Origin of the sequence: Clostridium sp. UBA5988 (genome assembly GCF_002435615.1) — a bacterium.
GTDB classification, from domain to species: domain Bacteria; phylum Bacillota; class Clostridia; order Clostridiales; family Clostridiaceae; genus Clostridium_J; species Clostridium_J sulfidigenes.
The window spans coordinates 80,565-104,798 of the sequence record NZ_DJBA01000009.1 but is presented as its reverse complement, the minus strand read 5'-3'; the positions used below and the strand labels follow the sequence as shown (position 1 = coordinate 104,798).

The window sequence follows — 24,234 nt, the reverse complement described above, 5'->3', positions numbered from 1 at the left end:
CTATTATATAGAGGTAAAGCTAATATTTTTTATATAAGCAATAAATTTATATGATTTTCATTATTTTCTGATATAATATATTATAATAAAAGTCTGAAAAGTACATCTAATGATAATAAGAATATATTAAGTTTAGTGGTTACTATTCATAATTATATAAGTAAAATTACTTTGGGAGGATAATTAATGGGAATATACAAAGCACCAAATTCGGAAGAAAAAAAAGCTATAAAAAAATATAGTAAGTTATTTGAAGATATTAAGATATCTGAGCCAGCGCTATTTTTGGGAAATACATATAAAGAGGTAATATTTGAAAAGAAAGGTATTGCCAGCTTAATTGGTAAGAAAAAGGGATATATATATATTGATGCAAATAATAAAGTAGTAGAAGATGAGAAAATAGTAATGAGACTTGGAAGAATATTCTTTTTCATGGAAGCATTCTTAAATGATGATAATGGTAGTATAATTAAGGCTCTTCAAAATGAAGAAGAAGTAGAAAAAAATAAAACTGATTTCGAATTAATGATGAAAGGATTTGAAATCATTGAGAAAATGAATAAAAAATATGATATTGAACATAAGGAAGTTGAAAAGGTTAAAGATATATTATCAAAACTAATAGAATTTAGAGCTAAAACTAACTTGAAATTACAAGATTTTCTTAAGGTAGTACAGGAAGAAACATCAAAAAAGAAATACTTTGATGAAAATATTATTGAAGCATGTATGCCAGCATATAAAGAAGTGATGGCATGTAATTATGAAAAGGTGATACTTATAGCTAAAGGAGCATCAAGTTATAATTGCTTAAAAAAGGCTGCAGAGAAAGTAAGGAAAAAATATACTATAAGATTTGATATATCTTATACAGATCCATTAATGAAGGTAAACTATATGATGGGTTATTTTGAAAGTTTAATTAGAGCTTATGAAAGCATTATTAACATGTCTTATAATCAGTATTTAAAAAGTATAGTAAATTCAGGAAAAACCAATGCTGAATTTAAATTATTAGAGTTAAGAAATAAGAAAAAAAATTAATAAAGCAATACAATTAAAGATTAATAAAAATAATTAAAGGTATGTATCTGAGAGATATCATACCTTTAATTATTATAATTTATATAATATAAAATTCACATTTATTATTCAACGTTAATAAATACTGCATCTTCATCTTTAACTACATTTATATACTCAACTTCAGGATCTTCAGTACCTTGAACATAAAGACCAGTGTCTTTTAGTTGTTGCACATAATCTACAATTTCTTGTGTAATTTTTTCTCCTGGGCAAAGTACAGGTATTCCTGGTGGATAAGCCATTAGGAATTCACCACTTATCATGCCTACGCTATTTTTAATTCTAACAGAAGTTTTAACGCTGTTGAAGGCTTCGTTAGGAATTTGTATTTGCTCAGGAATGGAAGGGATGTCTATGAAGTCTGCTTTAGCAGTACCATTGCCATAATAGTCATCACTGATTTCTCTCAAAGCTCTTAAAAGTCTTTCCATGCCCTCTTCAGTATCACCAAAGGAACCTACAATAAGGACATTATATAAATCTGAAAGTTCCATTTGAATATGATACTTGTTTGCTAAAATCATATCCAAATCATAACCAGTTATACCTAAATCTCTACAAGTTATTGTAATTTTAGTTGGATCAAAGGCATATGCTCCAGGAACTCCTAAGATTTCTTCACCAAAGCAATAGAAACCGGGAATTTTATTAACTTCATCTCTAACATAATTAGAAAGTTCTATTGTTTTATCTAGTAATTCTTCTCCATCTAATGCAATTTGTCTTCTAGCAGTATCTAATGAAGCCATTAGAATATAAGAAGGTGAAGTTGTATGCATTAAGTTTAAAACCTGTTTTACCCTTGGAATACTTACTCTTTTAGAGTTAACTTGAAGTAGAGATCCTTGAGTTAAAGCACCAATAATTTTATGAGTACTTTGAGCACAAATATCAGCACCAGCTTCCATGGCAGACATAGGTAAATTTTTATTAAAGTTTAAATGCGGTCCATGAGCCTCATCAACTATTAAAGGAATATCATATTCATGAACAATATCAGCAATTTGCTGAATGTCTGTAGATACACCATAATAGGTTGGATTGATTATAAGAACAGCTTTAGCATCCTTATTAGCTTCCAATGTAGTTCTTACTGTTTCAGGTGTAACTCCATTTGCAATTCCTATCTTTTTATCTAACTCAGGTTGCATATATACAGGGATAGCACCAGCTAAGATAATTCCTCCAGTAATGGATTTATGAACATTCCTAGGAATTATTATTTTGTCCCCAGCACCGACTACAGAAAGAATCATTGCTTGAATAGCGCCGGATGTTCCATGAACAGAGAAAAAGCATGCATCTGAACCGTAGGCATCAGCAGCTAATTCTTGAGCTTTTTTTATAGGACCTGTTGGATGATGATAACTATCTACTAGTTTAAAAACTGTAACGTCAATCTTAAACGGATTTTCGCCCATGAAGTTTTTAAAATCTATGTCTACTCCAACACCTTTTTTATGCCCAGGAACATGGAATGGAAGAGTGTCTCTATTCACATATTCCATTAAGGCATCAAATAATGGGGTTTCATTTTGGTTTAACTTATACAATTCCATACCCTCTTTCTAATTTATAAAGTATAGAGATATCAATAATATAATTTAATGACCTCCCTATAATAATTTTACTCCAAATATAATATTTATAAAGTTATAAAACAAATTTATTATAGAATAATATTAGTATCAATGCAATAAGATTTTAGTTTATAATTAAATATTTATAATGTTTTACTTATTATATGAGTTATAAGATTATAAATGTATAATAAAACATATAAATTTTATGTGCTTATTAAATTGTGTTATATAAAACATGAAAAAATTACGAAAATATTACTTTATACAAAAAACAGATGATTAAAAATAAAATAAATGGTAATATAGTTTAGTGGAATAAATTAAAAAATATAGAATAGTAAGAAGGTGCATTATGAGTAATGAAAATTATTTTTTAGAAAAACTTGAGAAAATGCTATTTCTTGAAATAAAAAAAGGTAGCAAAATAAATGAATATGTATTTAAAGATAATATATATCTACCAGTAAATTCAGATAAAATAGTTTCCAAAACTAAAGAAGGAGATGATTTATCTAATATTCCTGTTAATTTTTTTATAGAGGGAATTTTTTATGCCTTAGGAGCAGATAAAAACTTTAAATTTAATCATGTATATAAGGAAATAATAAAATCCATTCCTAATAGCGTTAATTATATAAAAGGAAAAATATTTGATAATATTAAAAATGAAAAGTATGAAGATGGGTATATATTATTAAAAGGATTATTGGAAGTTGAAGTTACAACAGATAATTTAAATAAAGCTTTTATTTTAATTGATGGAATGAGAAAAAATAATCTTGTATTTAAAGAAGAGATTATTAAACTTATTGAAATTGGAAAAGAGATTAAGGATTATCCACAACCCTATTATTATTCAGCTTTAGTAAGCTATGAAGATAAAGATTTTGAAAAAGCTCATTTTAATATTAAACAATATATATCATTGGGAGGAAATGTCAGTGAAGAAGTTGAGGTATTAAAAGAGAATCTAGATATAATCAATTCTTTTGATAAGGGTAAAGAACTTGTATATGAAGATCCAAAGAAAGCATTAGAAATATTATTACCACTAATAGATGTATTAGGGGATAGTGCCGAAATATTTTATTATATTGCAGTTTCTTATAGAATTTTACAAAACTATGAAAAAGCTATATACTATTTAAATGAAGCATTATCTATAGATAGTAACTATGTTCAGGTGTTTAATGAACTGGGAATAAACTATGCTTGCTTGAATGATTTTGAAACTGCAATTAAGTATTTAAGGAAAGTATTTGAAGTTACCAAATCTATAGAGGTATGCACTAATTTAATAATGTGTTATATAAATATTAAGGATTTTAATCAAGCAAAAATACATTTAGATATAGCTAAAAAATTAGATCCAGAGGATGAAATTGTAAAGGAACTTGAAGAGACATTAGGATAATCAAATGAATAAGAATGTATCAATATAATAATATAAATAATTAAATAACATTTTATGAATAACTTTGAATGGAATTGTGTTTATATGTAAAAAACAGTATAATAACTGTGATAAACTTTTGAAATCTGCTGTTAAAACACATTGACCTATTTGATTACCATAATTGATTTAGGAAGTGAAATTATGAAAAAAGAAAATAAAATTATAGTTTTAGATGTAATTCTTGTCGTAATAAGTTTATATTTAGCTTTACTTCTAAAATTTGACTTTAGGATTCAACCTGATTATATAGAGTTTTTTTTACTATCAATAATTCCAGTTGTAGTATTAACTATTATATTTAACGTTATATTCAAGTTGTATAGTAATATTTGGAAATATGCATCTGTTGAGGAGTTATTATCTATAGTCTATTCTATGACAGCTTCTAATATAGCATTTATAATATATGGATATTTTATAAGCCATACCATGTTAAACAGTAGATTTTTCAGATTCCCTATTACAGTTCATATTATATTTTGGTTATTAAGCGTCATAAGCTTAGGTGGAGTTAGATTTTTATATAGAATCATGGAGAATAATGGGACAGATAAAGGGCAAATTAATAAAATAAAGAACTTATTAATTATAGGCGCGGGAGATGCTGGAGCTATACTCATAAAAGAAATAAAAAATAATAGTACCTTGCATTATAAAATTGTAGGTTTGATTGATGATAATATTAATAAGATAGGTAAGAGAATTCATGGAGTAAAGGTTGTAGGAGATAGAAATAAGATTATATCCTTTTGTAAGCAAAATAAAGTTGATGAAATAATGCTTGCAATGCCATCAGTGGATAAGAATACCAAGAAAGAAATTTTAGATATATGTAAGCAGGTAACAAAAAATATTAAAACCATGCCAGGTATTTATAAAATTATTGATGATAACATAAATGTAAATCATATGAGAGATGTGAACATTGATGATTTATTAGGAAGAGAATCAATAAAGCTAAAATCAGAACATATAGATAGATATATAAAAAATAAAACAATACTAGTTACTGGCGGTGGTGGAAGTATTGGGTCTGAAATTATTAGACAAATAGCAAAATTCTCACCTAAGAAAATAATAATTCTGGATATATATGAGAATAATGCTTATGATTTAGAAATGGAATTTAACAGAAACTATCCGGAAATAAATAAACAAGTAATTATTGCTTCTGTAAGAGATATGATAAGAATAGATCAAATATTTCACGAGCACAGACCAGAAGTGGTATTCCATGCAGCAGCCCATAAACATGTACCTCTAATGGAGGGAAATGCAGGAGATGCCATTAAAAATAATATTTTAGGTACATATAATGTAGCTAAATGCTGTGATAAATATAATGTTAAAAAGTTTGTTTTAATTAGTACAGATAAGGCAGTAAATCCAACTAATGTAATGGGAGCTACTAAAAGATTTTGTGAACTTATAATTCAAGCTTTTAATGAAGTTAGTAAAACAGATTATGTAGCAGTTAGATTTGGAAATGTTCTTGGAAGTAATGGTTCAGTAATACCACTATTTAAAAAGCAAATTGAAAAGGGTGGACCAGTAACAGTAACCCATCCAGAGATAACAAGGTTCTTTATGACTATTCCTGAGGCAGCTCAATTAGTTATTCAAGCGGGTGGTCTTGCAGATGGTGGAGAGATATTTGTATTAGATATGGGTAAACCGGTAAAAATGGTTGATTTAGCAAGAGATTTAATAACACTATCTGGATACAAGCCGGATGTAGATATTAAAATAGAATATGTGGGATTAAGACCAGGAGAAAAGTTGTATGAAGAACTTTTAATGGATGAAGTAGCACTTACATCTACAGAGCACAATAAAATTTTTGTAGAAAAACCTAAAGATGCTACTATAGAATTTATTGAAGAAGCTATAAAACAGTTTAGAAATGTAGATAATATGACTAAAGAGGAAATAATAAAATTGCTTGAAGAAAAAGTTCCTACATATAAAAGAAAGAAAGACTAAGATATGTAACGAATTGTGTAATGTAATAAATTACTAATGGGAGGAACAATTATGAGTCAATTAAAGGAAGAATTATTATTAAAATTAAAGAATAAAACAGCTAAACTAGGTGTAGTAGGTCTTGGATATGTAGGACTTCCCCTAGCAGTAGAAAAAGCTAAGGCAGGATATGAAGTTATAGGATTTGATGTTCAAGATAAAAAAGTTGCTATGGTTAACAATGGAGAAAATTATATAGGTGATATAGTAGATAATGACTTATCAGACCTTGTTAAAGAAGGTAAGCTAAAAGCAACTACGAATTTTAGTTTCATAGAAGAAGTAGATACAGTATGTATAGCTGTACCAACACCTCTTGATCTTTATAAACAGCCGGACTTATCCTATGTAGTTAATTCAACAAAAGATGTAGCAAAATACTTAAAGCGAGGAATGCTTATAGTTCTTGAGAGCACAACCTATCCTGGAACAACGGATGAAGTTATAAAACCAATTCTTGAAGAAAGTGGATTAAAATGTGGAGAGGATTTCTTTTTAGCATTTTCACCAGAAAGAGTAGATCCTGGTAATAAGGAATACAATACTAAAAATACACCTAAGGTTGTAGGTGGATGTACACCAGATTGTACTGAGGTTGCAGGAACTTTATACAGATGTGTATTAGATGGAGAAATTATGGAGGTATCTTCACCAGCAGTAGCTGAGATGGAAAAAATTCTTGAAAATACCTTTAGAAATATAAATATAGCATTAGCTAATGAAATGGCAATATTGTGTAAGAGAATGGGAATTGATGTTTGGGAAGTTATTGAAGCTGCAAAAACTAAGCCTTATGGGTTTATGCCGTTCTATCCAGGTCCAGGTCTTGGTGGTCACTGTATACCACTAGATCCATTCTACTTAGAATGGAAGGCTAAAGAGTATGATTATCATACAAAACTTATAGAGACTTCAGGTATAATTAATGATTCTATGCCAGAATTTGTAGTTGAGAACGTGATGAAGCTTTTAAACGGACATAAAAAGGCGTTAAATGGTGCAAAAGTACTTGTTATGGGTGCAGCATATAAAAAAGATATAGATGATATGAGAGAGTCACCAACATTGAAAGTCCTTGAGATATTAAACAAAAATGGTGCGGACATAATGATTAATGATCCATATATCCCGTCTTTTAAACATAAAGGTATTGAATATATATCAGTAGATTGGGAAAAAGAAATTGATAATGCTGATATAGTAATCATCACTACAGATCACAGTTGTTACGACTATGAATTGATGGTTGAAAAGGCTAAGCTCCTTTATGATACAAGAAATGCGACAAAAAATGTTAAAAAAAATAGAGATAAAATAAATAAACTTTAATATATTTAGGTATTAGATTTAGATACAGTACAAAAAAGTACTGTATCTAAAAATTATGAGGAGAATTACTTATGAATGTATTGATAATATCACATATGTATCCTAATAGTTTTAATGAAAATAATGGTATATTTATACATAAGCAAGTTGAAGCAATGCTAGAAGAATTTCCAGATATAAATGTGAAGGTTGTATCACCGGTGCCATATACACCATTTTTATTATCATTAGTTTCAGATAAATATAAGGGATATTATAATATCCCCAAGAAAGCTGTTTGGGATGGAATAGAAGTATATTATCCAAGAGCTATATTTTTACCTAGAAATATAGATTTTAAATCAGATGGAAATAGAATTTATAAAGGAATAAAAAAGACAGTAGAAAAGATATATGAGAATTTTAAGTTTGATATAATTCATGCTCATGTAGCTTTGCCAGATGGATATGGAGCTATGTTATTAAATAAGTCTTATAATAAACCGTTGTTTGTAACTATTCATGGTCAAGATATGAACTATACGGTTAACTTTAGCAAGGCATGTAGGGATAATGTAATGAAAGTTTTAGAAGCTTCATATAAGTGTATTTTTGTAAGTAATAAGCTAAAGAATGATGCACTTAAATATTCTAAGTCGGGAAAAAACTATGTGGTAATTCCTAATGGAGTAAATGGAAAAGATATTTTAGTTGATAAAAATGAGCAAATACAAGAAGAATTTAAGAATAAGAAATATATTTTGACAGCAGGAAATCTTATTGAGACTAAAGGAATTAATTATATTATAGAGGCTTTTGCTAAAATTCATGGAAAATATGAAGATTTAGTTTTAGTCATTGTTGGACAAGGACAAGAAAGAGAAAATTTAAAAGAGCTTGCTAGGAATAGAGGCGTTGAGGATAAGGTAATTTTTAAAGGTAAGATACCTCATAAAAAATTAATGCAATATATGAATCAATGTTACTTTTTCGTTCTTCCAAGTTACAAAGAGGGATTTGGTGTAGTATATATTGAAGCAATGGCTCAAGAGAAAGTTGTCATTGGTTGTAAAGGTCAAGGCATAGAGGATGTAATTGAAGATAACTTAGATGGATTATTAGTGAATCCAAGAGATGTAGAAGATTTAGTAGTAAAGATGGAGTATATAATAAATAATGAGGACAAAAGAGAGCATATGGCATTATTAGCTAAGAAAAAGGTTATGACTAAATTTACTTGGAAGAGAAGTGCTATAAGTCTAAAAGAAAAATATTTAGAGGCGTGTAAGTAAAAGAGAAGAGGTGGAATATATAGCATGAAAATATGTATACTAACCACGGGGCATAGTCCTTTTGATTCAAGAATATTCTATAAGCAAGCAAATTCTCTTAAAAAGATATGTGATGATATTACTATAATAGGTCCTTATGATAAGGAATTTGAGATAGTTTCAGGAATAAAAATAAAAGGTATACCTAAACCAAAAGATTTAAAAGGAAGATTTTTTATTTTAGATTTAATAATTGAAAAGGCCATAGAAGAAAGAGCAGATATATATCATTTCCATGATTTTGAAATTATATATAAAGCACTAAGGATAAGAAGAAAATTACCAAATTCAAAAATAATTTATGATGTTCATGAACATTATCCAGATATGGTTAGGATGTCAAAGAAGGTACCCAAACCTATACGAGCATTAACCACACTTATGGTAGATAAGAGTGAACTTTTTATATCAAAAAAGTTTGATTTTATAATTACAGCTGATGAAGCTGTTAAAGATAGGTTTAATAACATTAGTGAGAGTGTTGAAGTGATACATAATTACACTCAATTTAATGCTATAAAAAATGATTTAATAAAAAAAGAATATGATATTATATATCAAGGTGGAATAACAATAGAGCGAGGTGCTCTACAAATATTAAAGGCAATTAAAATTTTAAAAAGCAATCCTAAGTATGAAAATATAAAGATGGTATTTGTAGGACCTTTTGGGTATGCTAAATGTAAGGATATATTAATGAAATATATCAGTGAAAATGACTTAGAAAGTAATATTATTTTTACTGGCAGAGTAGATCATGATATAGTGAGAGAATATATGTATAAATCAAAAATAGGACTTGTTCCACTATTACCTGAACCTAAATATTTTAAAAATATTCCTACAAAGCAATTTGAATACATGAGTTGTGGTATTCCCGTAATAGGAAGTTATATGCCTCCTATAAAGAGATATATAACAGCATATAATTCGGGTATTGTAATAAACCCTCTAGATGAGGTTGATATCGCTGAAAATATAGCAAAATTACTCATGGATGAAGATTTAATTAAGTGTATGGGTGATAATGGGATAAAGGCTATTTCAGAAGAATTTAATTGGAAACAAGAAGAAGAAAAGCTTATAAATATATATAAAGTTTTAGGAGGAATTAGTAATGAATAATTTTAATGTAGCTGTTATTGGGTGTGGAAGGATATCCTATAAGGGAATAGAGGCAATAGTAAATAATAAAGAAACATTAAAACTAGTAGCAACTTGTGACCCTGTTGAAGAAAAGGCAACTGCGAAAAAAGATGAATATATTAAAAAATTAGGTAAGGATGCAATAGTAAATACATATAAAGATTATAAAGAAATGTTAGAAAAAGAAGATATAGATATAGTGTATATAGCAACTGAAAGTGGATATCATCCAGAAATCGCTATAAATTGTATGAAAAAACATATCCATGTTATAGTTGAAAAACCAATGGCGTTATCGATTAAAGATGCTGATGAAATGATAGCTTGTGCTAAAGAAAATAATGTTAAATTATGTGTATCACATCAAAATAGATTTAATACTGCTATTCAAAAACTAAGAAGTGAAGTTGAAGCAAATAATTTTGGTAAGATGGTTAATGGTACAGCAAGAATACTTTGGAATAGAAACATGGGATATTATGAGCAAGCTCCTTGGAGAGGGACTTATGAACTTGATGGTGGAACATTAATGAATCAATGTATCCATAATATAGATTTACTACAATGGATGATGTGCTCAGATGTTGATACAGTATATGCTCAATGTGATACTTTCTTAAGAGATATTGAAGCTGAAGATTTTGGAGCTATACTAATAAGATTTAAAAATGGATCTATAGGAATAATAGAAGGAAGTGCTTGTGTGTATCCTACAAATTTAGAGGAAACATTAAGTATTTTTGGTGAAAAGGCAGCTGTTTGCATAGGTGGTCTTGCAGTAAACAAAATTGAAACTTGGAGAATTGAAGGTTCAGAGGAAAGTGAAGAGGAAGTTTTGTCAGCACAGGAAGCAGATCCAGATAGTGTTTATGGATTTGGACATACTTTATTATTTAAAGATGTAGTAGACTCTATAATAGAAGATAGACAGCCACTAGTAAGTGGAGAAGAAGCTAAAAAACCTCTAGAAATAATATTAGCTGCTTACAAGTCTACAGCAACAGGAATGCCTGTTAAGTTTCCATTAGGAGATTTTTCAACTATGGATATGAAGGAAATGAAAAACAAGTAAGTGAGGGTTCACTGTGGGATATAAAAAAAATATAGCGAGTAATTTTCTTACCCAAATTAGTATATCAGTATTAGCTTTTTTAGTTAGTATTATAGTTTCTAGAGTATTGGGAACAGAGGGAAAAGGTATATCTGTATCATTTTTATTGTTTTTTCAAACAATAGGTCAATATGGACATTTTGGAATAACATATGCTACTCCATACTTTAGTAAGAAAACTGAATATACAAGTTTAGAGGTGCTTAATAGTAATTTTACATACACAACAATTATATGTTTAATTATGTCTCTGACCATAATATTAGGAAAAGGATTAGGGCTTATATTTCCTCAATATAGTTATTTTATGGTTATATTAGGTGTATGTATTCTAACATTCACAATGATAACTGAGTTCTTATCAACTTTTTATATTGCAGATGAAAGAATAGTCGAAGTAAATAAAATCAATTTAAATTCAAATATATTGAAATTAGGTACAATAATTATATTATGGATTACAAATGCTTTAAATTTATATACTTATTTATTGATTATTTCATTTCCAGTAATATTTAATTCTATATTTTTAATTAAAAATTTAAAAGTTAATTTCAAATTTGTTTTAAATAGAATATTAATCAAGAAAGAATTTAAATTTGGATTAACAATATATTTAGCTACTCTATTTATATTCATGAACTATAAAATTGATCAATTTTTTATAGATTTTATGCTTGGGAAATCACAACTTGGAATTTACTCTACAGCTGTATCATTAGCAGAGTTGTTATTTATGATTCCAAGTAGTGTATCCAGTGCCATATTGGGAAGACTTTATAATATGAGTAATAGTAACGAAAATGAACGTAAGAGGCTTACAAGTAATACTATAAAAGTTACATTTTATATTACACTAATATTAATGATAATAGGAATGTTTTGTACCACACTTATTCCAATTGTGTATGGAGAAGCATTTAGAGAAGCAAAAACTCCAACTATAATACTATTCATAGGAATTTTATTTGCATCTATAGGTAGGGTTTCTTCTTCATATTTTCAAAGCTCAGGCAAACCAAAAGTTCATTTATACATAACATTTGTAGTTTTTGTGGTTAATGTTGTATTTAATGCATGTTTAATACCTGTAATGGGAATAAACGGTGCTGCCATTGCTTCAAGTATTTCTTATGCAGTGTATGGTATAGTGTATGTTATTATATTTATCAAAAAAGAAAATTTTACATTTGAAGGGTTATTCTTATTTAATAAAGAAGAAATTAATTCAATAAAAGAAATGAAAAACAAAATATTTAAATAATGATGGAGGTTTTATGAATAAAGTTTTAGATTATATAAAAAATAATAAAAAGCTAATTTACATGGTAGGTATTATTATTATTTGTGTAATATTATTATCAAGTATAGGAATTAATATTGCTAAAAATAGTAAAATCAATATAAAAAAATATAAGAATGCTGAAGTTATAAAAATCGAAGATAAAAAATTTGAAATGGCTGTGCGCAAGGAGATAAAAAAATATATAGGTGAAATTTATGACGTTGATGTAAATTCTATTAAAGAATTAAATTTAAAAGATAAAGAAATAAAAAGTATTAAAGGGATAGAAAATTTTACATCCCTTAAGAATCTAGATTTGAGTTTAAATGAAATTAGTAATATAGAATATATAAAAGACTTATCTTATATAAAAAACTTAGATTTAAGTTATAATAAAATAGAGGATATTAGTTCTTTAAGTGCTTTAAAAAATCTAGTTGAATTAAATTTAGCTGGTAACAATATAAAAAATATTACACCATTAGAAGATTTAAATGGAATTGTTTCACTAAATTTAATGAAGAATAATATAAGAAATACAGATTCATTAGTAGGTTTAAATAACTTAAAAATATTGAATTTAGGAAGCAATAGAGTTAATGATATAAAACCATTAACTAAGATTATTAGTTTGATTAATTTAGATGTTTCTTACAATTATATGGTTGATTTTGCAGGAGTGGAGAATTTAGTAAATCTTATAGAGTTAAAAGCTAATAGAAATGGAATTGAAAATATCAATTCATTAAAAGCTATTACTGATTTGAATATATTGGAGCTTTCATACAATAATATTAGAAATTTGGAGTTTATTAAAGATAATTATAATCTTCAAGAATTAAATATTTCATATAATGATGTTGATAATTTAAATTCAATTAGAGACTTAGAGAATCTACAGAAAATTAATCTTAGATTTACAGAAGTTACAGATGTTGCTATGTTAGCGGATTTAAAAAGTATGAATGAATTTTATTTAGATGATGAAGTAGATAGAATGCAAATAATGGAAATGAAGACAAGGTTTAGAAATGCTGATACTAAAACAAAAGAGTTTTTTGTAAATAGCATATATAATGATACTAAGTAAAGGAAGAAAATTATATGATTTTAAAGATATTATTAGTTGCATTTGGACTAACATTAAGTACCTACTTATTTAAAAAAGCAGCTGGAACTTTAAGTATAAGAAAACTTAATATAATTTCATACACATTTTATTTATTTGTGTTACAAACTTATATTGGTGCTAGTTTAGTTTTTTTAGGTGATAGGAAACACTATACAATGAACTATATATTACATGAGAAAACAATAAATACTACTTTTTTCTTTGTATTTCTTACTGCAATTTTATTGCCATTGATGATTATAGCTACACATAAATTACTAAGAGTTGATATGGAAGAAGTTTATAATGGTTATTTAGAAAAAGATACACAAGTTGACCATGAAAAAATTATCTTTTATATTGTACTATTAATAGCAAGTGTATGTGTTTTAATGATGATATTATTACTTATTAAAATTGGATATATTCCCCTTATAAAACTTTTACATGCAGAAGCTGGGTTTAATTTTAAAACAGAAAGAATTATAATTTCTAATACAGTTATAATAAATCAGTATGTAAAGAATATACTCATATTGTCATTTATACCAGTTGTATCATATATATCATTTGCGTATGCAATAACTACAAAAAAAACAAGATGGATAGTATTATTTATTGTTTTATTTGGATCATCACTTATTGTAAAGACATATAACTTTGCAAAAACACCTGTAGTATTTTATTTATTCACATTTATTATATTATATATTTTAATTAATAATGGTATAAAAAGATTATATATGTATATTGTGGTAGGTGGATTATCAGGTATTATTGCATTAATGTATAAAGTAACAGGATATGTTTTAACGCTATCTATACATGATGGTCCAATAAGTAGGGTGATTTTTACTCAAGTAGGAACATTAATTTATCATTTTGATTTATTTCCTAATTCCTTTCCATTTCTTATGGGAAGAAGTATGAGTGGAACAATTACCAGTTTACTTGGATTAAATTTGCCACATATAAGGTCAGCTAAGATTGTTATGGCATTTTATGGTTCAAGAAATGTATTTGATGGAATTGCAGGAGTTATGAATGCATTTTTTATTGGAGAGGCATATGCTAATTTTGGAGTTATAGGGGTCTTAACTAGTATTGCTTATATGGGAATATTATTTGGATTAATATACTATATATTTGCAAAAAAAATAAGAAAAAGTGCTTTGAGTGTAGCATTGTTTGCTATATTAACAAGTGATTTAGCTTATGCTACTCAAGGAGGATTCTTTGATTTTATATATAGCTCTAATATAATACTTATAATATTATTATTTGTATTTATCAATTATTCAAGTAAGTACTTATATAAATTTATTAACAATAAGAGTTTGAATTAGTTGTATTAAAATATAATTATTGGTATATAATTAAAAAGAAAATTTATGATATATTTGGAAAGCAGGATTTATATATGAATAAATGTATAATATACTATCCATTCAAAATTAATAGGGATCATCCAAGTGCATCTAATATAAGACCAGTTAATATAATTAAAGGGTTTGAAGATGCAGGCTACGAAGTATCCATTATAGAAGGAAATGGTAAAGAAAGAAAAAATATAATAAATAGAATAAAGACTGAAATAAGGAATGGTGAAAAGTATGATTTTGTTTATATGGAAAGTTCTACAGAACCTACTTTACTTACAGAGTCACACCATTTACCTACTCATCCTTTTTTAGATTTTGGATTTCTTAAATTTTGCAAGAAGCATAATATAAAAATAGGAGTATTCTATAGAGATATACATTGGAGATTTGACCAATATAAAAAGAGTGTTCCATTTATGAAGAAAATGGTTGCATATACATTTTACTATTATGATTTAATTAAATATAGAAATGTTATTGATGTGTTATATTTGCCATCGGAAGAAATGGAAAAATATATTCCTTTAAATTTAAAGAAACCTGTAATACCATTACCTTCAGGGTGTGAACAAAAATTATCAGATAATAGAGATCTAAAAAAAGATTCATCTATAAAATTACTATATGTAGGTGGATTAAGTAAAGAATTATACAACATAGAGATGATAGTTAAGGCTATCTATGAGAATGAAAAATTTGAATTAGATATATGCTGTAGACCTGATGATTGGGAAGCAAACAAAGAATATTATCAACAATATTTAAATAATAGAATACGTGTAATTCATAAAAGTGGAAATGAACTTGACAAGAAAGCATTGAATGCAGATATTTTTTCTTTGGTAATAGAGCCCACAGCATATTGGGAGTTTGCCATGCCAATGAAGTTATTTTCATATATATCTTATAGAAAGCCTATATTAGGTATTAATAATACTGCTTGTGGAAAGTTTATAATTAATAATGGAATAGGATACACTACTGATTATAATTTTGAAAGTATAAAAAGCATATTAAATTATTTAGAAAAAAATTATCTTATAGAGTATAATGGTAAGTTAAAAAATTTAGAGGTTGCTTACAATAAAAATACATGGAAAGCAAGAGCAAGCGCAGTTATTAATAGTTTATACCAAAAGCAGACTTAAGATAGAAGGAGTAAATATGAGAATTTGTTATTTATCTGATGCAAATAGTGTACATACTAAGAAATGGTGTTCTTTTTTTAAAGATCTAGGATATGATATTCATGTAATATCCTTAAATAATGGAGATATACCTGGAGTAACAGTTCATAGCTTTAATATTGACTCAGAAAAAGTAGAAAAAGAAAGTTTATTATATAAAGTTGAGTATTTTAAGTTTATTGCTAAGGTTAGAAAATTAGTGGAAAAAATTAAACCAGATATTCTACATGCTCATTATGCTACTAGCTATGGTTTTCTAGGTGGATTAACTGGATTTCATCCCTATATTATATCTGTATGGGGAAGTGATGTTTATGAATTTCCAAAGAAAAATATAATATGTCAAAAGTTCTTAGAGAAAAACTTATCAAGGGCAGATATAATTTTGTCTACTAGTAAAGCTATGGCAGAGGAGACTAAAAAATATACATATAAAGATATACAAATTACTCCATTTGGAGTTGATATTAATATATTTAAACCATTTGATAGTAGATACAAAGAGAAAGAAAAAGTTATAATAGGTGCAATAAAAACTTTTGATATTAAATATGGTATAGAGTATTTGATTAGAGCTTTTGGTGAATTATGCCATAAATATGATAATATAGAGCTTCAATTGGCTGGAAGAGGACCCTTAGAAGAAAGCTTGAAAAAACTGTGTAAAGAATTAAATATAGAGGATAGAGTAAAGTTTTTAGGATATATTGATCAAAAAAAAGTTGTAGAAAATTTTAATAAATTCGATATCGCAGTAATACCTTCTTTATTTGAAAGTTTTGGAGTTTCAGCAGTAGAAGCTCAAGCTTGTGGAACGCCTACTATCGTAACTAATACGGGAGGATTGCCAGAAGCTACGAGTCCTAACAATAGTAGCATAGTTGTTGAAACAAAAAATGTGAGTCAATTAAAAAATGCTATTGAAAAATTAATACTAAATAAAGAGTTAAGAAGAACAATGGGAGAGTATGGAAGAAAATTTGTTGTTGAAAATTATAATGTATTAGATAATTTTAATAATGTAAATAATATATATACTAGTACTTTAAAACGTAGATAGTATAGATTAATATTTTAGTTAAAGCATAGATTAGCATAGTAATATATTAAAAGAGATATTATTTTACTTAGAAAAAGAGAAAGGTTTTACCTCATCAGATATAAATAGAAAATTAAAGAGAATTATATAATAAATTAATTATTTAGGACGTGAAAGTATGGAATTTACTAAAACAGTTTCTGTAGTAATACCCTGTAGAAATGAAAAAAAGTATATTGGAAAGTGTATTGATTCGTTTTTAAAACAAACTTATCCAAAAAATTTGTATGAAATATTGATATGTGATGGTATGTCTATAGATGGAAGTAGAGAAATAATAAAAAAGTATGAAAGTAATTATGACAATGTAAAATTAATAGATAATAAAGAATTGACTGCACCTAAAGGTATGAATTGTGGGATAAAACACAGTAATTCTAACATAATTATAATTTTTGGATCCCATGCTTATGCTGATGAAAAATTTGTAGAGAACAATGTAAAGTTATTGTATAAAGATATGGGAATAGGTTGTGTAGGTGGTCCAATAGAAACAGTAAGTGAGAATGAAGTTGGGCAAGCAATATCCCTTGCTATGAGCTCGCCTTTTGGAGTTGGAAATGCACTTTTTAGATATGCTCAACATGAAGTATTTGTTGATACCGTAGCTTTTGGAGGTTACAGGAAAGAAGTATTGAATGAAATAGGATATTTTGATGAGGAATTAGTTAGAAATCAAGATGATGAATTAAATTTTAGGGTGATAAAAAATGGATATAAAATATTATTATCACCTTGTATTAAATCAGTTTACTATAGCAGAGGCTCTTTAAAAAAATTATGGAAACAATATTATCAATATGGATTTTGGAAAGTTAGAGTTATGCAGAAGCATGGTAAAACTGCATCAATAAGACATTTAATTCCTATGATGTTTGTATTAGGAAATGTTTTAGGAATTTTATTAAGTATATTATTTAAGCCAATATTCTATATATGGATGAGTGTATTAGGAATATACATAATAAGTGATTTATTTGAATCCTTTAAGATTACAAAACAAAAAAGAAAATTGTTCAAATATATATCCATAATATTTCCTATATTACATATTAGTTATGGAATTGGATTTTTAGAAGGACTGATACATTTTTATTTACTTAAATCAAAGAAAAAGATAAGTAAAAATACAGAAATGTCAAGATAAGGAGAATTTATATGTATAAAAAAAGAGAAACTTTTTTACCTTATGCAGTGCCGCTAATTGATGATGAAGATATAAATGAGGTTGTAGAAACATTAAAATCAGGCTGGGTAGCTAAGGGACCAAGAACTATAGAATTTGAAAAGAGATTTGCAGAATATACAGGTGCTAAATATGCTGTTGCTATGAATTCTGCTACAGCTGCATTACATATTGCTTTGATAGCTGGAGGAGTTAAACCAGGAGATGAAGTTATAACAACTCCAATTACTTTTGCAGCTACAGCTAATACAATAATTCATGTAGGAGCAACTCCTGTATTTGTAGATGTAGATCCAGAAACATTTTGTATAGATGTAAATAAGATAGAAGAGAAGATAACAGATAAAACTACTGCTATAGTTCCAGTACATTATACAGGTCATGCTTGTGATATGGATAAAATTAGAGCTATAGCAGAAAAATATGATCTTTTCGTATCAGAAGATGCAGCTCATGCAATTGATACTTTTTATAAGGGTGATCTAATAGGTAAAAAAGGTGATTGTGCATCCTTTAGTTTCTATGCAACTAAAAATATATGTACAGGTGAAGGTGGAATGCTTACAACTAACAGCGAAGACATAGCTGAAAAAGCAAGAGTAATGTCAACTCATGGTATGAGCAAAGCTGCATGGAATAGATATGGAAAAGGTGGAGCTTGGAGATATGATATAGAATATCCTGGTCATAAGTATAATATGTTCGACATTCAAGCAGCTCTTGCTAAGACACAAATGAATAAATTATCTGCAATGCAAGATAGAAGGAAAGAGATTGTAAAGAAATATAAAGAAGGCTTTTCTACACTTGATGGAATTAAACTTCCACCAGAAGCAGATTATACTACTCATTCTTGGCATCTTTATGTAGTAAGACTAGAGCTTGATAAACTTACAATTGATAGAGATAAGTTTATAGAACTTATGGGAGAAGCTAACATAGGTACCAGTGTTCATTTTATACCAGTGCATTTAATGAGCTATTATAGAGAGAATTTTGGTTATAAGGAAGGGGATTTCCCAGTAGCTGAAAGTTACTTTGATACTATACTTTCATTACCATTGTATCCAAAGATGACAGATGAAGATGTTCAAGATGTAATTAATGCAGTTACACATATTATAAGTAATTACCACAAATAAATATAAAAGTTAAAGGATCTAGTTTTTATATGGAATTAGATCTTTTAATTTATAATTTAACAAAAGAGATGAAAAATAGTTAAATTTGTATGAAATATAGTCATAAATATATATATTTATATTACAAATTCACATAATATAGATATGTAATAATAAATTCATAATAATTTAAAAATATTTTTTTTATGAAATAAATGATATAATAATTTTGTGTTCGTACAAGGAGGAATTATTTTGGAGAATAATATAGTAATAGATATAAAGGAAAAAATAGAGGATAAAAAAATTCAATTTGGAGTAAAAAGAATTTTTGACATTATATTATCTTTTATAGGTATAGTGATATTACTTCCAATATATTTAGTTATTGCTTTAGCAATAAAACTAGATAGTAAGGGACCAGTATTATTTAAGCAAGTTAGAGTAGGAAAAGATAGAAGAAATTTCACCATATATAAATTCAGAACTATGGTGGTATCAGCTGAAAGTAAGAGAGAATTACAAATAGACCCAACTAATATGGATAACTTTGTATTTCAGAGTAAGAGTGATAATAGAATCACAAAAGTAGGTAGTTTTTTGAGAAACACAAGCCTTGATGAAATACCACAACTATTTAATGTTTTATTTGGACATATGAGCTTAGTTGGACCAAGACCTGAAATACCTGAAGTTGTAAAATATTATCCAGAAAACTATTATCAAAGATTATTAGTATTACCTGGAATAACAGGACTTGCACAAGTTAGTGGAAGAGGAGAAATAGAATTAGGAAAAACTATTTACTATGATTTAACTTATATATGTAACTTTTCTATTTGGTACGATATAAAAATATTATTTACTACTTTTTTTAAAGTATTTAAGAGAGAGGGAGCTTTTTAAAGATAGAATAGAAATAATTATTTTAGGGTTATACAAGGTTATATACTAAAAGAAAACAGATGTAGTTATAAAGAACAATAGCACGAACACAGCTATAATAATGATAACTATAAATTAATATAGAATTAATTTGTGATGTACCTTTCATATATATTAAAATTTTAATATACATGTTGATTTAGTAGGGGAGGGGTAAAATCATGGACAAGAGTAGCAATAAAATTAAGGGAATTTTTTATATTGCAATAGCATCTATAGCCTTTGGAATAATGCCAATTTTAGCAAAGCTTGCATATAAGGGTGGTGCAAATGCGATAAATACCTTAGCCCTAAGGTTTACTTTTGCATCAATAATACTGTTTATATATATAAAAACTAAAAAACTTTCACTTAGGGTAAGTAAAGAACAAATAAAACTTATATTATTTATGGGAGTTATAGGATATTCTATGACATCTATACTATTATTTACATCCTATAATTATATAGATGTAGGTATAGCAGGAATGATATTACATACATATCCTTTAATGGTTATGATTTTATCCATAATAATATACAAAGAAAAGTTTAAATTAAAAAAGTTTTTATATTTGATGGTAACTACTATAGGTGTATTTATAATGTTAGATATTAAGGTTGGAAGCATTAATACTATTGGAGTAGTATTGGTGTTGTTATCTGCATTATGTTATGCTATATACGTTCTAGGCGCTTCTAATGATAAAGTTAAAAATATAGATAGTTATGTTATGACATTCTATATATCTATTATTTCAGCAATAGTTGGAAGTACTACAGGAATTGTTACTAATAGTTTCAATAATCCAATCAATTTTTATGGAATTATATCTATATTGTTGATTGCATTTATATCTACCGTTGTTGCTTTAATGGCATTCTTAAAAGGAGTAAAGTTAATAGGACCGACTAATTCAGCTATTTTTAGTGCTTTAGAGCCTATAGTTTCTTTAGTTTTAGGAGTCATTATTTTAGGAGAATCTATGTCTTTTAAAATAATAATTGGAAGTACTATTATTATCTTAGCTATGATTGAATTGGCTAAGGATACTATTAGGAATTAGGAAGACTGTATCAGTGTAATTTGCAAAACTATTCTGATACAGTCTTTTAACATTATAAAAAAATATATATATAATATTAAATAGTATAAATTTATTTATTTATACAATATATAAGAATAATACTGTTTTAACACTTTTTTTAGCTGAATAACTAATTCTTTAGTAAGTTAAAATGATAATACATTAAAAATATTCATAATATTCCGACGAAGTAATTAAAAGGTTATTTTGATTTTATAAAGAATAGTAATTATAGAGGTAAGTATATTGTAAAGGGGAGATATTAATGAATAAAGTAATAATCAATGGAAATGACTTAAGACTTGAAGACATAGTAAATGTGGCTAGAAATAATTATCAAGTTGAGCTTAGTGAAGAAGCCATAAAAAGAGTAGAAAAGTCTAGAGGAATTGTAGATAAAATTGTTGAAGAAGATAGAGTAGTCTACGGAATAACTACAGGGTTTGGAAAATTTTCTGATGTATCTATATCAGGTGAAGATTGCAAAACTCTTCAAAGGAATTTAATTATATCTCATGCTTGTGGCTTTGGAAACAGCCTTGATACAGATATAGTGAGAACAATAATTTTGCTTAGAGCTAATGCTTTATCCAAAGGATACTCAGGAATAAGATTATCAACACTACAAACCTTGGTGGATATGCTAAATAAGGGAGTTCATCCAGTAATACCGGAGAAAGGGTCTTTAGGAGCATCTGGTGATTTAGCACCATTATCTCATATGGTATTACCAATGTTAGGAGAAGGAGAAGCTGAGTATCAGGGTAAAATAATAAGTGGTAGAGAAGCTATGAATAAAGCTGGTATAGAAGTAGTTCAATTAATAGCTAAAGAAGGTCTTGCATTAATTAACGGTACTCAAGTTATGACTGCTGTTGGAGCATTGGCTTTATGGGATGGAATAAACTTAATTAAGAGTGGCGATATAGCTGCTGCATTAACAGTAGAAGCACTAAGAGGAATAAGAGATGCTTTTGATTTAAGAACTCATAACATACGTCCTCATGAAGGGCAAATTGAAACAGCAAAGAACATATTAGCTTTAGTAGATGGAAGTTCTCTTGTGACATCTCAAGGGGAAATTAGAGTACAGGATGCATATACCTTAAGATGTATACCACAAATTCATGGAGCTTCTAAGGATGCATTAAATTATGCAAAACATAAAGTAGAAATAGAGATTAATTCAGTAACAGATAACCCAATAGTAACAGAGGAAGGAGACGTTATTTCAGGAGGAAACTTCCATGGTCAACCTATGGCAGTAACTTTTGACTTCTTAGGTATAGCTATGAGTGAAATTGCCAATGTATCTGAAAGAAGACTTGAAAGATTAATTAACTATCAATTAAATGATCTTCCAGCTTTTCTTGTTAAACATGGTGGCTTAAATTCTGGATTTATGATAACTCAATATGCAGCAGCAGCTTTAGTTTCTGAAAATAAAATCCTTGCTCACCCTGCTAGTGTTGATTCAATACCTTCTTCTGCAAACCAAGAAGATCATGTTAGCATGGGTACAATAGCAGCTAGAAAGGCAAGGGATATAATAAGAAATGCAGAGAGAGTAGTAGCTACTGAAATTTTAGCAGCATGTCAAGCTATTGATTTTAGAGAGGATTATACCTTAGGTAAAGGTACTAAAGTTGCCTATGAATCAGTTAGAAATGCAGTTAACTTTATAGAAAATGATGTAGTTATGTATAAAGAGATAGATAAGGTTACAGATCTTCTTCGTAGTGGAGATCTAGCTAATAAAGTTGAAGAAGTAGTTAAGGTTAATTATTAATGCAACCTTAAAAATTTTAAAGAATTAGTATATTGTAATTTTAAAATAAAAGTTGATACCAATATCTATAAATATAGGTATTGGTATCAACTGTAAATAAATAGGAGGAGTTAATTATGGCAAGAATAGTAGAATGTATACCTAACTTTAGTGAAGGTAGAGACAAGGAAAAAATTGAAGCTATAGTAAATGTATTTAGAGGAGTAGAAGGCGTAAAGTTACTAGACTATTCTAGTGATGCAGACCATAATAGATCTGTTGTTACTGTGGTAGGAGAACCGGAAGCTCTAGAGAAAGCAATAATAAATATGGCAGAAAAGGTTTATGAAAATATAGATATGAGTGCTCATACAGGAGCTCATCCAAGAATGGGTGCTCTAGATGTAGTTCCATTTGTACCTATCGATGGAATTACCATGGAAGAGTGCGTAGAAATAGCTAATAGAGTTGGTAAAGTAATTGCAGAAAGATTTAATATTCCAGTATATTTATATGAAAAAGCAGCTACAGCTTCACATAGAGAAAATTTAGCAACGGTAAGAAAAGGTCAATATGAAGGCTTCTTTGAAAAAATAAAAGAAGATAAATGGGCACCAGACTATGGTCCAAAAGAAGTTAATGTTAAGGGTGGATGCGTTGCTATTGCTGCAAGACAACCTTTAGTAGCCTTCAATGTAAATTTAGGTACAGACAATTTACAAATAGCAGATACCATTGCTAAGACAGTTAGACATTTAGGTGGCGGATTAAGATTTGCAAAGGCTATGGGAGTAATGCTTGAAGATAGAAATATAGCACAAGTATCTATGAACTTAGTAAACTATGAAAAAACAGCAGTATACAGAGCTTTTGAAATGGTTAAGATGGAAGCAAAACGCTATGGAGTACCAGTAGTTGGTAGTGAAGTTATAGGACTTGTACCAATGGCTGCCTTAATCAATAGTGCTGAATACTATCTTCAAATAGAGAATTTCTCTATGGATCAAATACTAGAAAGAAGAATAAGCGAATAAAAT

19 protein-coding genes are annotated in these 24,234 nt (G+C 27.8%); 18 read left to right on the top strand and 1 reads right to left on the bottom strand.

Going from position 1 to position 24,234, the window contains the following annotated elements:
- Window positions 1–186: 186 nt before the first annotated feature.
- Window positions 187–1,047 (top strand): hypothetical protein, encoded by an 861-nt coding sequence (locus B3J31_RS00930; protein ID WP_346866728.1) that lies wholly within the window; start codon window positions 187–189, stop codon window positions 1,045–1,047.
- Between the two features lie 104 nt (window positions 1,048–1,151).
- Here the strand turns inward: B3J31_RS00930 and B3J31_RS00925 are convergent, their stop codons facing one another.
- Window positions 1,152–2,642 (bottom strand): aminotransferase class I/II-fold pyridoxal phosphate-dependent enzyme, encoded by a 1,491-nt coding sequence (locus B3J31_RS00925; RefSeq protein ID WP_346866727.1) that lies wholly within the window; start codon window positions 2,640–2,642, stop codon window positions 1,152–1,154.
- Window positions 2,643–3,024: 382 nt separating this feature from the next.
- On the opposite strand from B3J31_RS00925, the gene B3J31_RS00920 reads away from it, so the two are divergent.
- The 17 genes from B3J31_RS00920 (at window position 3,025) to ftcD (ending at window position 24,231) form a co-directional block, all read left to right on the top strand.
- Window positions 3,025–4,086, top strand: a complete 1,062-nt coding sequence (locus B3J31_RS00920) for a tetratricopeptide repeat protein (protein WP_346873558.1) — start codon at window positions 3,025–3,027, stop codon at window positions 4,084–4,086.
- Window positions 4,087–4,269: 183 nt separating this feature from the next.
- Window positions 4,270–6,111: a polysaccharide biosynthesis protein gene (locus tag B3J31_RS00915; protein WP_150844491.1), complete on the top strand. Its 1,842-nt coding sequence runs from the start codon at window positions 4,270–4,272 to the stop codon at window positions 6,109–6,111.
- Window positions 6,112–6,162: 51 nt separating this feature from the next.
- On the top strand, window positions 6,163–7,479 hold the full coding sequence (locus tag B3J31_RS00910; protein ID WP_346866725.1) for a nucleotide sugar dehydrogenase: 1,317 nt from the start codon (window positions 6,163–6,165) through the stop codon (window positions 7,477–7,479).
- A gap of 71 nt (window positions 7,480–7,550) precedes the next feature.
- Complete coding sequence (locus B3J31_RS00905) at window positions 7,551–8,750, top strand: glycosyltransferase (RefSeq protein WP_346866724.1); 1,200 nt, start codon at window positions 7,551–7,553, stop codon at window positions 8,748–8,750.
- A 24-nt stretch (window positions 8,751–8,774) separates the two neighbouring features.
- Entirely contained in the window at window positions 8,775–9,914 is a 1,140-nt protein-coding gene (locus B3J31_RS00900; RefSeq protein ID WP_346866723.1) for a glycosyltransferase family 4 protein, read from the top strand.
- Window positions 9,907–11,007, top strand: coding sequence for a Gfo/Idh/MocA family oxidoreductase (locus B3J31_RS00895; protein WP_346866722.1), 1,101 nt, complete (start codon window positions 9,907–9,909; stop codon window positions 11,005–11,007). The genes B3J31_RS00900 and B3J31_RS00895 overlap by 8 nt, the downstream gene beginning before the upstream one ends.
- A gap of 13 nt (window positions 11,008–11,020) precedes the next feature.
- Window positions 11,021–12,310, top strand: coding sequence for a polysaccharide biosynthesis C-terminal domain-containing protein (locus B3J31_RS00890; RefSeq protein ID WP_346866721.1), 1,290 nt, complete (start codon window positions 11,021–11,023; stop codon window positions 12,308–12,310).
- A 13-nt stretch (window positions 12,311–12,323) separates the two neighbouring features.
- Entirely contained in the window at window positions 12,324–13,421 is a 1,098-nt protein-coding gene (locus B3J31_RS00885) for a leucine-rich repeat domain-containing protein (RefSeq protein WP_346866720.1), read from the top strand.
- A gap of 14 nt (window positions 13,422–13,435) precedes the next feature.
- Window positions 13,436–14,788 (top strand): O-antigen polymerase, encoded by a 1,353-nt coding sequence (locus B3J31_RS00880; protein ID WP_346866719.1) that lies wholly within the window; start codon window positions 13,436–13,438, stop codon window positions 14,786–14,788.
- A gap of 74 nt (window positions 14,789–14,862) precedes the next feature.
- Window positions 14,863–15,972: a glycosyltransferase family 1 protein gene (locus B3J31_RS00875; protein ID WP_346866718.1), complete on the top strand. Its 1,110-nt coding sequence runs from the start codon at window positions 14,863–14,865 to the stop codon at window positions 15,970–15,972.
- Between the two features lie 16 nt (window positions 15,973–15,988).
- Window positions 15,989–17,071, top strand: coding sequence for a glycosyltransferase (locus B3J31_RS00870; protein WP_150844483.1), 1,083 nt, complete (start codon window positions 15,989–15,991; stop codon window positions 17,069–17,071).
- Between the two features lie 157 nt (window positions 17,072–17,228).
- Window positions 17,229–18,257, top strand: coding sequence for a glycosyltransferase family 2 protein (locus B3J31_RS00865; RefSeq protein WP_346866717.1), 1,029 nt, complete (start codon window positions 17,229–17,231; stop codon window positions 18,255–18,257).
- 11 nt (window positions 18,258–18,268) lie between these two features.
- Entirely contained in the window at window positions 18,269–19,438 is a 1,170-nt protein-coding gene (locus tag B3J31_RS00860) for a DegT/DnrJ/EryC1/StrS aminotransferase family protein (protein WP_346866716.1), read from the top strand.
- Window positions 19,439–19,669: 231 nt separating this feature from the next.
- Complete coding sequence (locus tag B3J31_RS00855; RefSeq protein WP_150844506.1) at window positions 19,670–20,323, top strand: exopolysaccharide biosynthesis polyprenyl glycosylphosphotransferase; 654 nt, start codon at window positions 19,670–19,672, stop codon at window positions 20,321–20,323.
- Window positions 20,324–20,523: 200 nt separating this feature from the next.
- A complete protein-coding gene (locus B3J31_RS00850; protein WP_150844480.1) occupies window positions 20,524–21,408 on the top strand; it encodes an EamA family transporter in 885 nt (294 codons plus the stop codon).
- A gap of 286 nt (window positions 21,409–21,694) precedes the next feature.
- Window positions 21,695–23,218 (top strand): histidine ammonia-lyase, encoded by a 1,524-nt coding sequence (gene hutH, locus B3J31_RS00845; protein ID WP_346866715.1) that lies wholly within the window; start codon window positions 21,695–21,697, stop codon window positions 23,216–23,218.
- A 116-nt stretch (window positions 23,219–23,334) separates the two neighbouring features.
- The gene (gene ftcD, locus B3J31_RS00840) at window positions 23,335–24,231 is read left to right on the top strand and encodes a glutamate formimidoyltransferase (RefSeq protein ID WP_035134405.1); all 897 of its coding nucleotides are present in this window, start codon (window positions 23,335–23,337) and stop codon (window positions 24,229–24,231) included.
- Window positions 24,232–24,234: the final 3 nt, after the last annotated feature.

Bases quoted from the DNA above. Each gene is read 5' to 3' on its own strand.
- B3J31_RS00930 (WP_346866728.1), top strand. From the start codon at position 187: ATGGGAATATACAAAGCACCAAATTCGGAAGAAAAAAAAGCTATAAAA.
- B3J31_RS00880 (WP_346866719.1), top strand. From the start codon at position 13,436: ATGATTTTAAAGATATTATTAGTTGCATTTGGACTAACATTAAGTACC.
- B3J31_RS00865 (WP_346866717.1), top strand. From the start codon at position 17,229: ATGGAATTTACTAAAACAGTTTCTGTAGTAATACCCTGTAGAAATGAA.
- ftcD (WP_035134405.1), top strand. From the start codon at position 23,335: ATGGCAAGAATAGTAGAATGTATACCTAACTTTAGTGAAGGTAGAGAC.
- B3J31_RS00910 (WP_346866725.1), top strand. From the start codon at position 6,163: ATGAGTCAATTAAAGGAAGAATTATTATTAAAATTAAAGAATAAAACA.
- B3J31_RS00905 (WP_346866724.1), top strand. From the start codon at position 7,551: ATGAATGTATTGATAATATCACATATGTATCCTAATAGTTTTAATGAA.
- B3J31_RS00915 (WP_150844491.1), top strand. From the start codon at position 4,270: ATGAAAAAAGAAAATAAAATTATAGTTTTAGATGTAATTCTTGTCGTA.
- B3J31_RS00875 (WP_346866718.1), top strand. From the start codon at position 14,863: ATGAATAAATGTATAATATACTATCCATTCAAAATTAATAGGGATCAT.
- B3J31_RS00885 (WP_346866720.1), top strand. From the start codon at position 12,324: ATGAATAAAGTTTTAGATTATATAAAAAATAATAAAAAGCTAATTTAC.
- hutH (WP_346866715.1), top strand. From the start codon at position 21,695: ATGAATAAAGTAATAATCAATGGAAATGACTTAAGACTTGAAGACATA.
- B3J31_RS00850 (WP_150844480.1), top strand. From the start codon at position 20,524: ATGGACAAGAGTAGCAATAAAATTAAGGGAATTTTTTATATTGCAATA.
- B3J31_RS00860 (WP_346866716.1), top strand. From the start codon at position 18,269: ATGTATAAAAAAAGAGAAACTTTTTTACCTTATGCAGTGCCGCTAATT.
- B3J31_RS00895 (WP_346866722.1), top strand. From the start codon at position 9,907: ATGAATAATTTTAATGTAGCTGTTATTGGGTGTGGAAGGATATCCTAT.
- B3J31_RS00870 (WP_150844483.1), top strand. From the start codon at position 15,989: ATGAGAATTTGTTATTTATCTGATGCAAATAGTGTACATACTAAGAAA.
- B3J31_RS00920 (WP_346873558.1), top strand. From the start codon at position 3,025: ATGAGTAATGAAAATTATTTTTTAGAAAAACTTGAGAAAATGCTATTT.
- B3J31_RS00900 (WP_346866723.1), top strand. From the start codon at position 8,775: ATGAAAATATGTATACTAACCACGGGGCATAGTCCTTTTGATTCAAGA.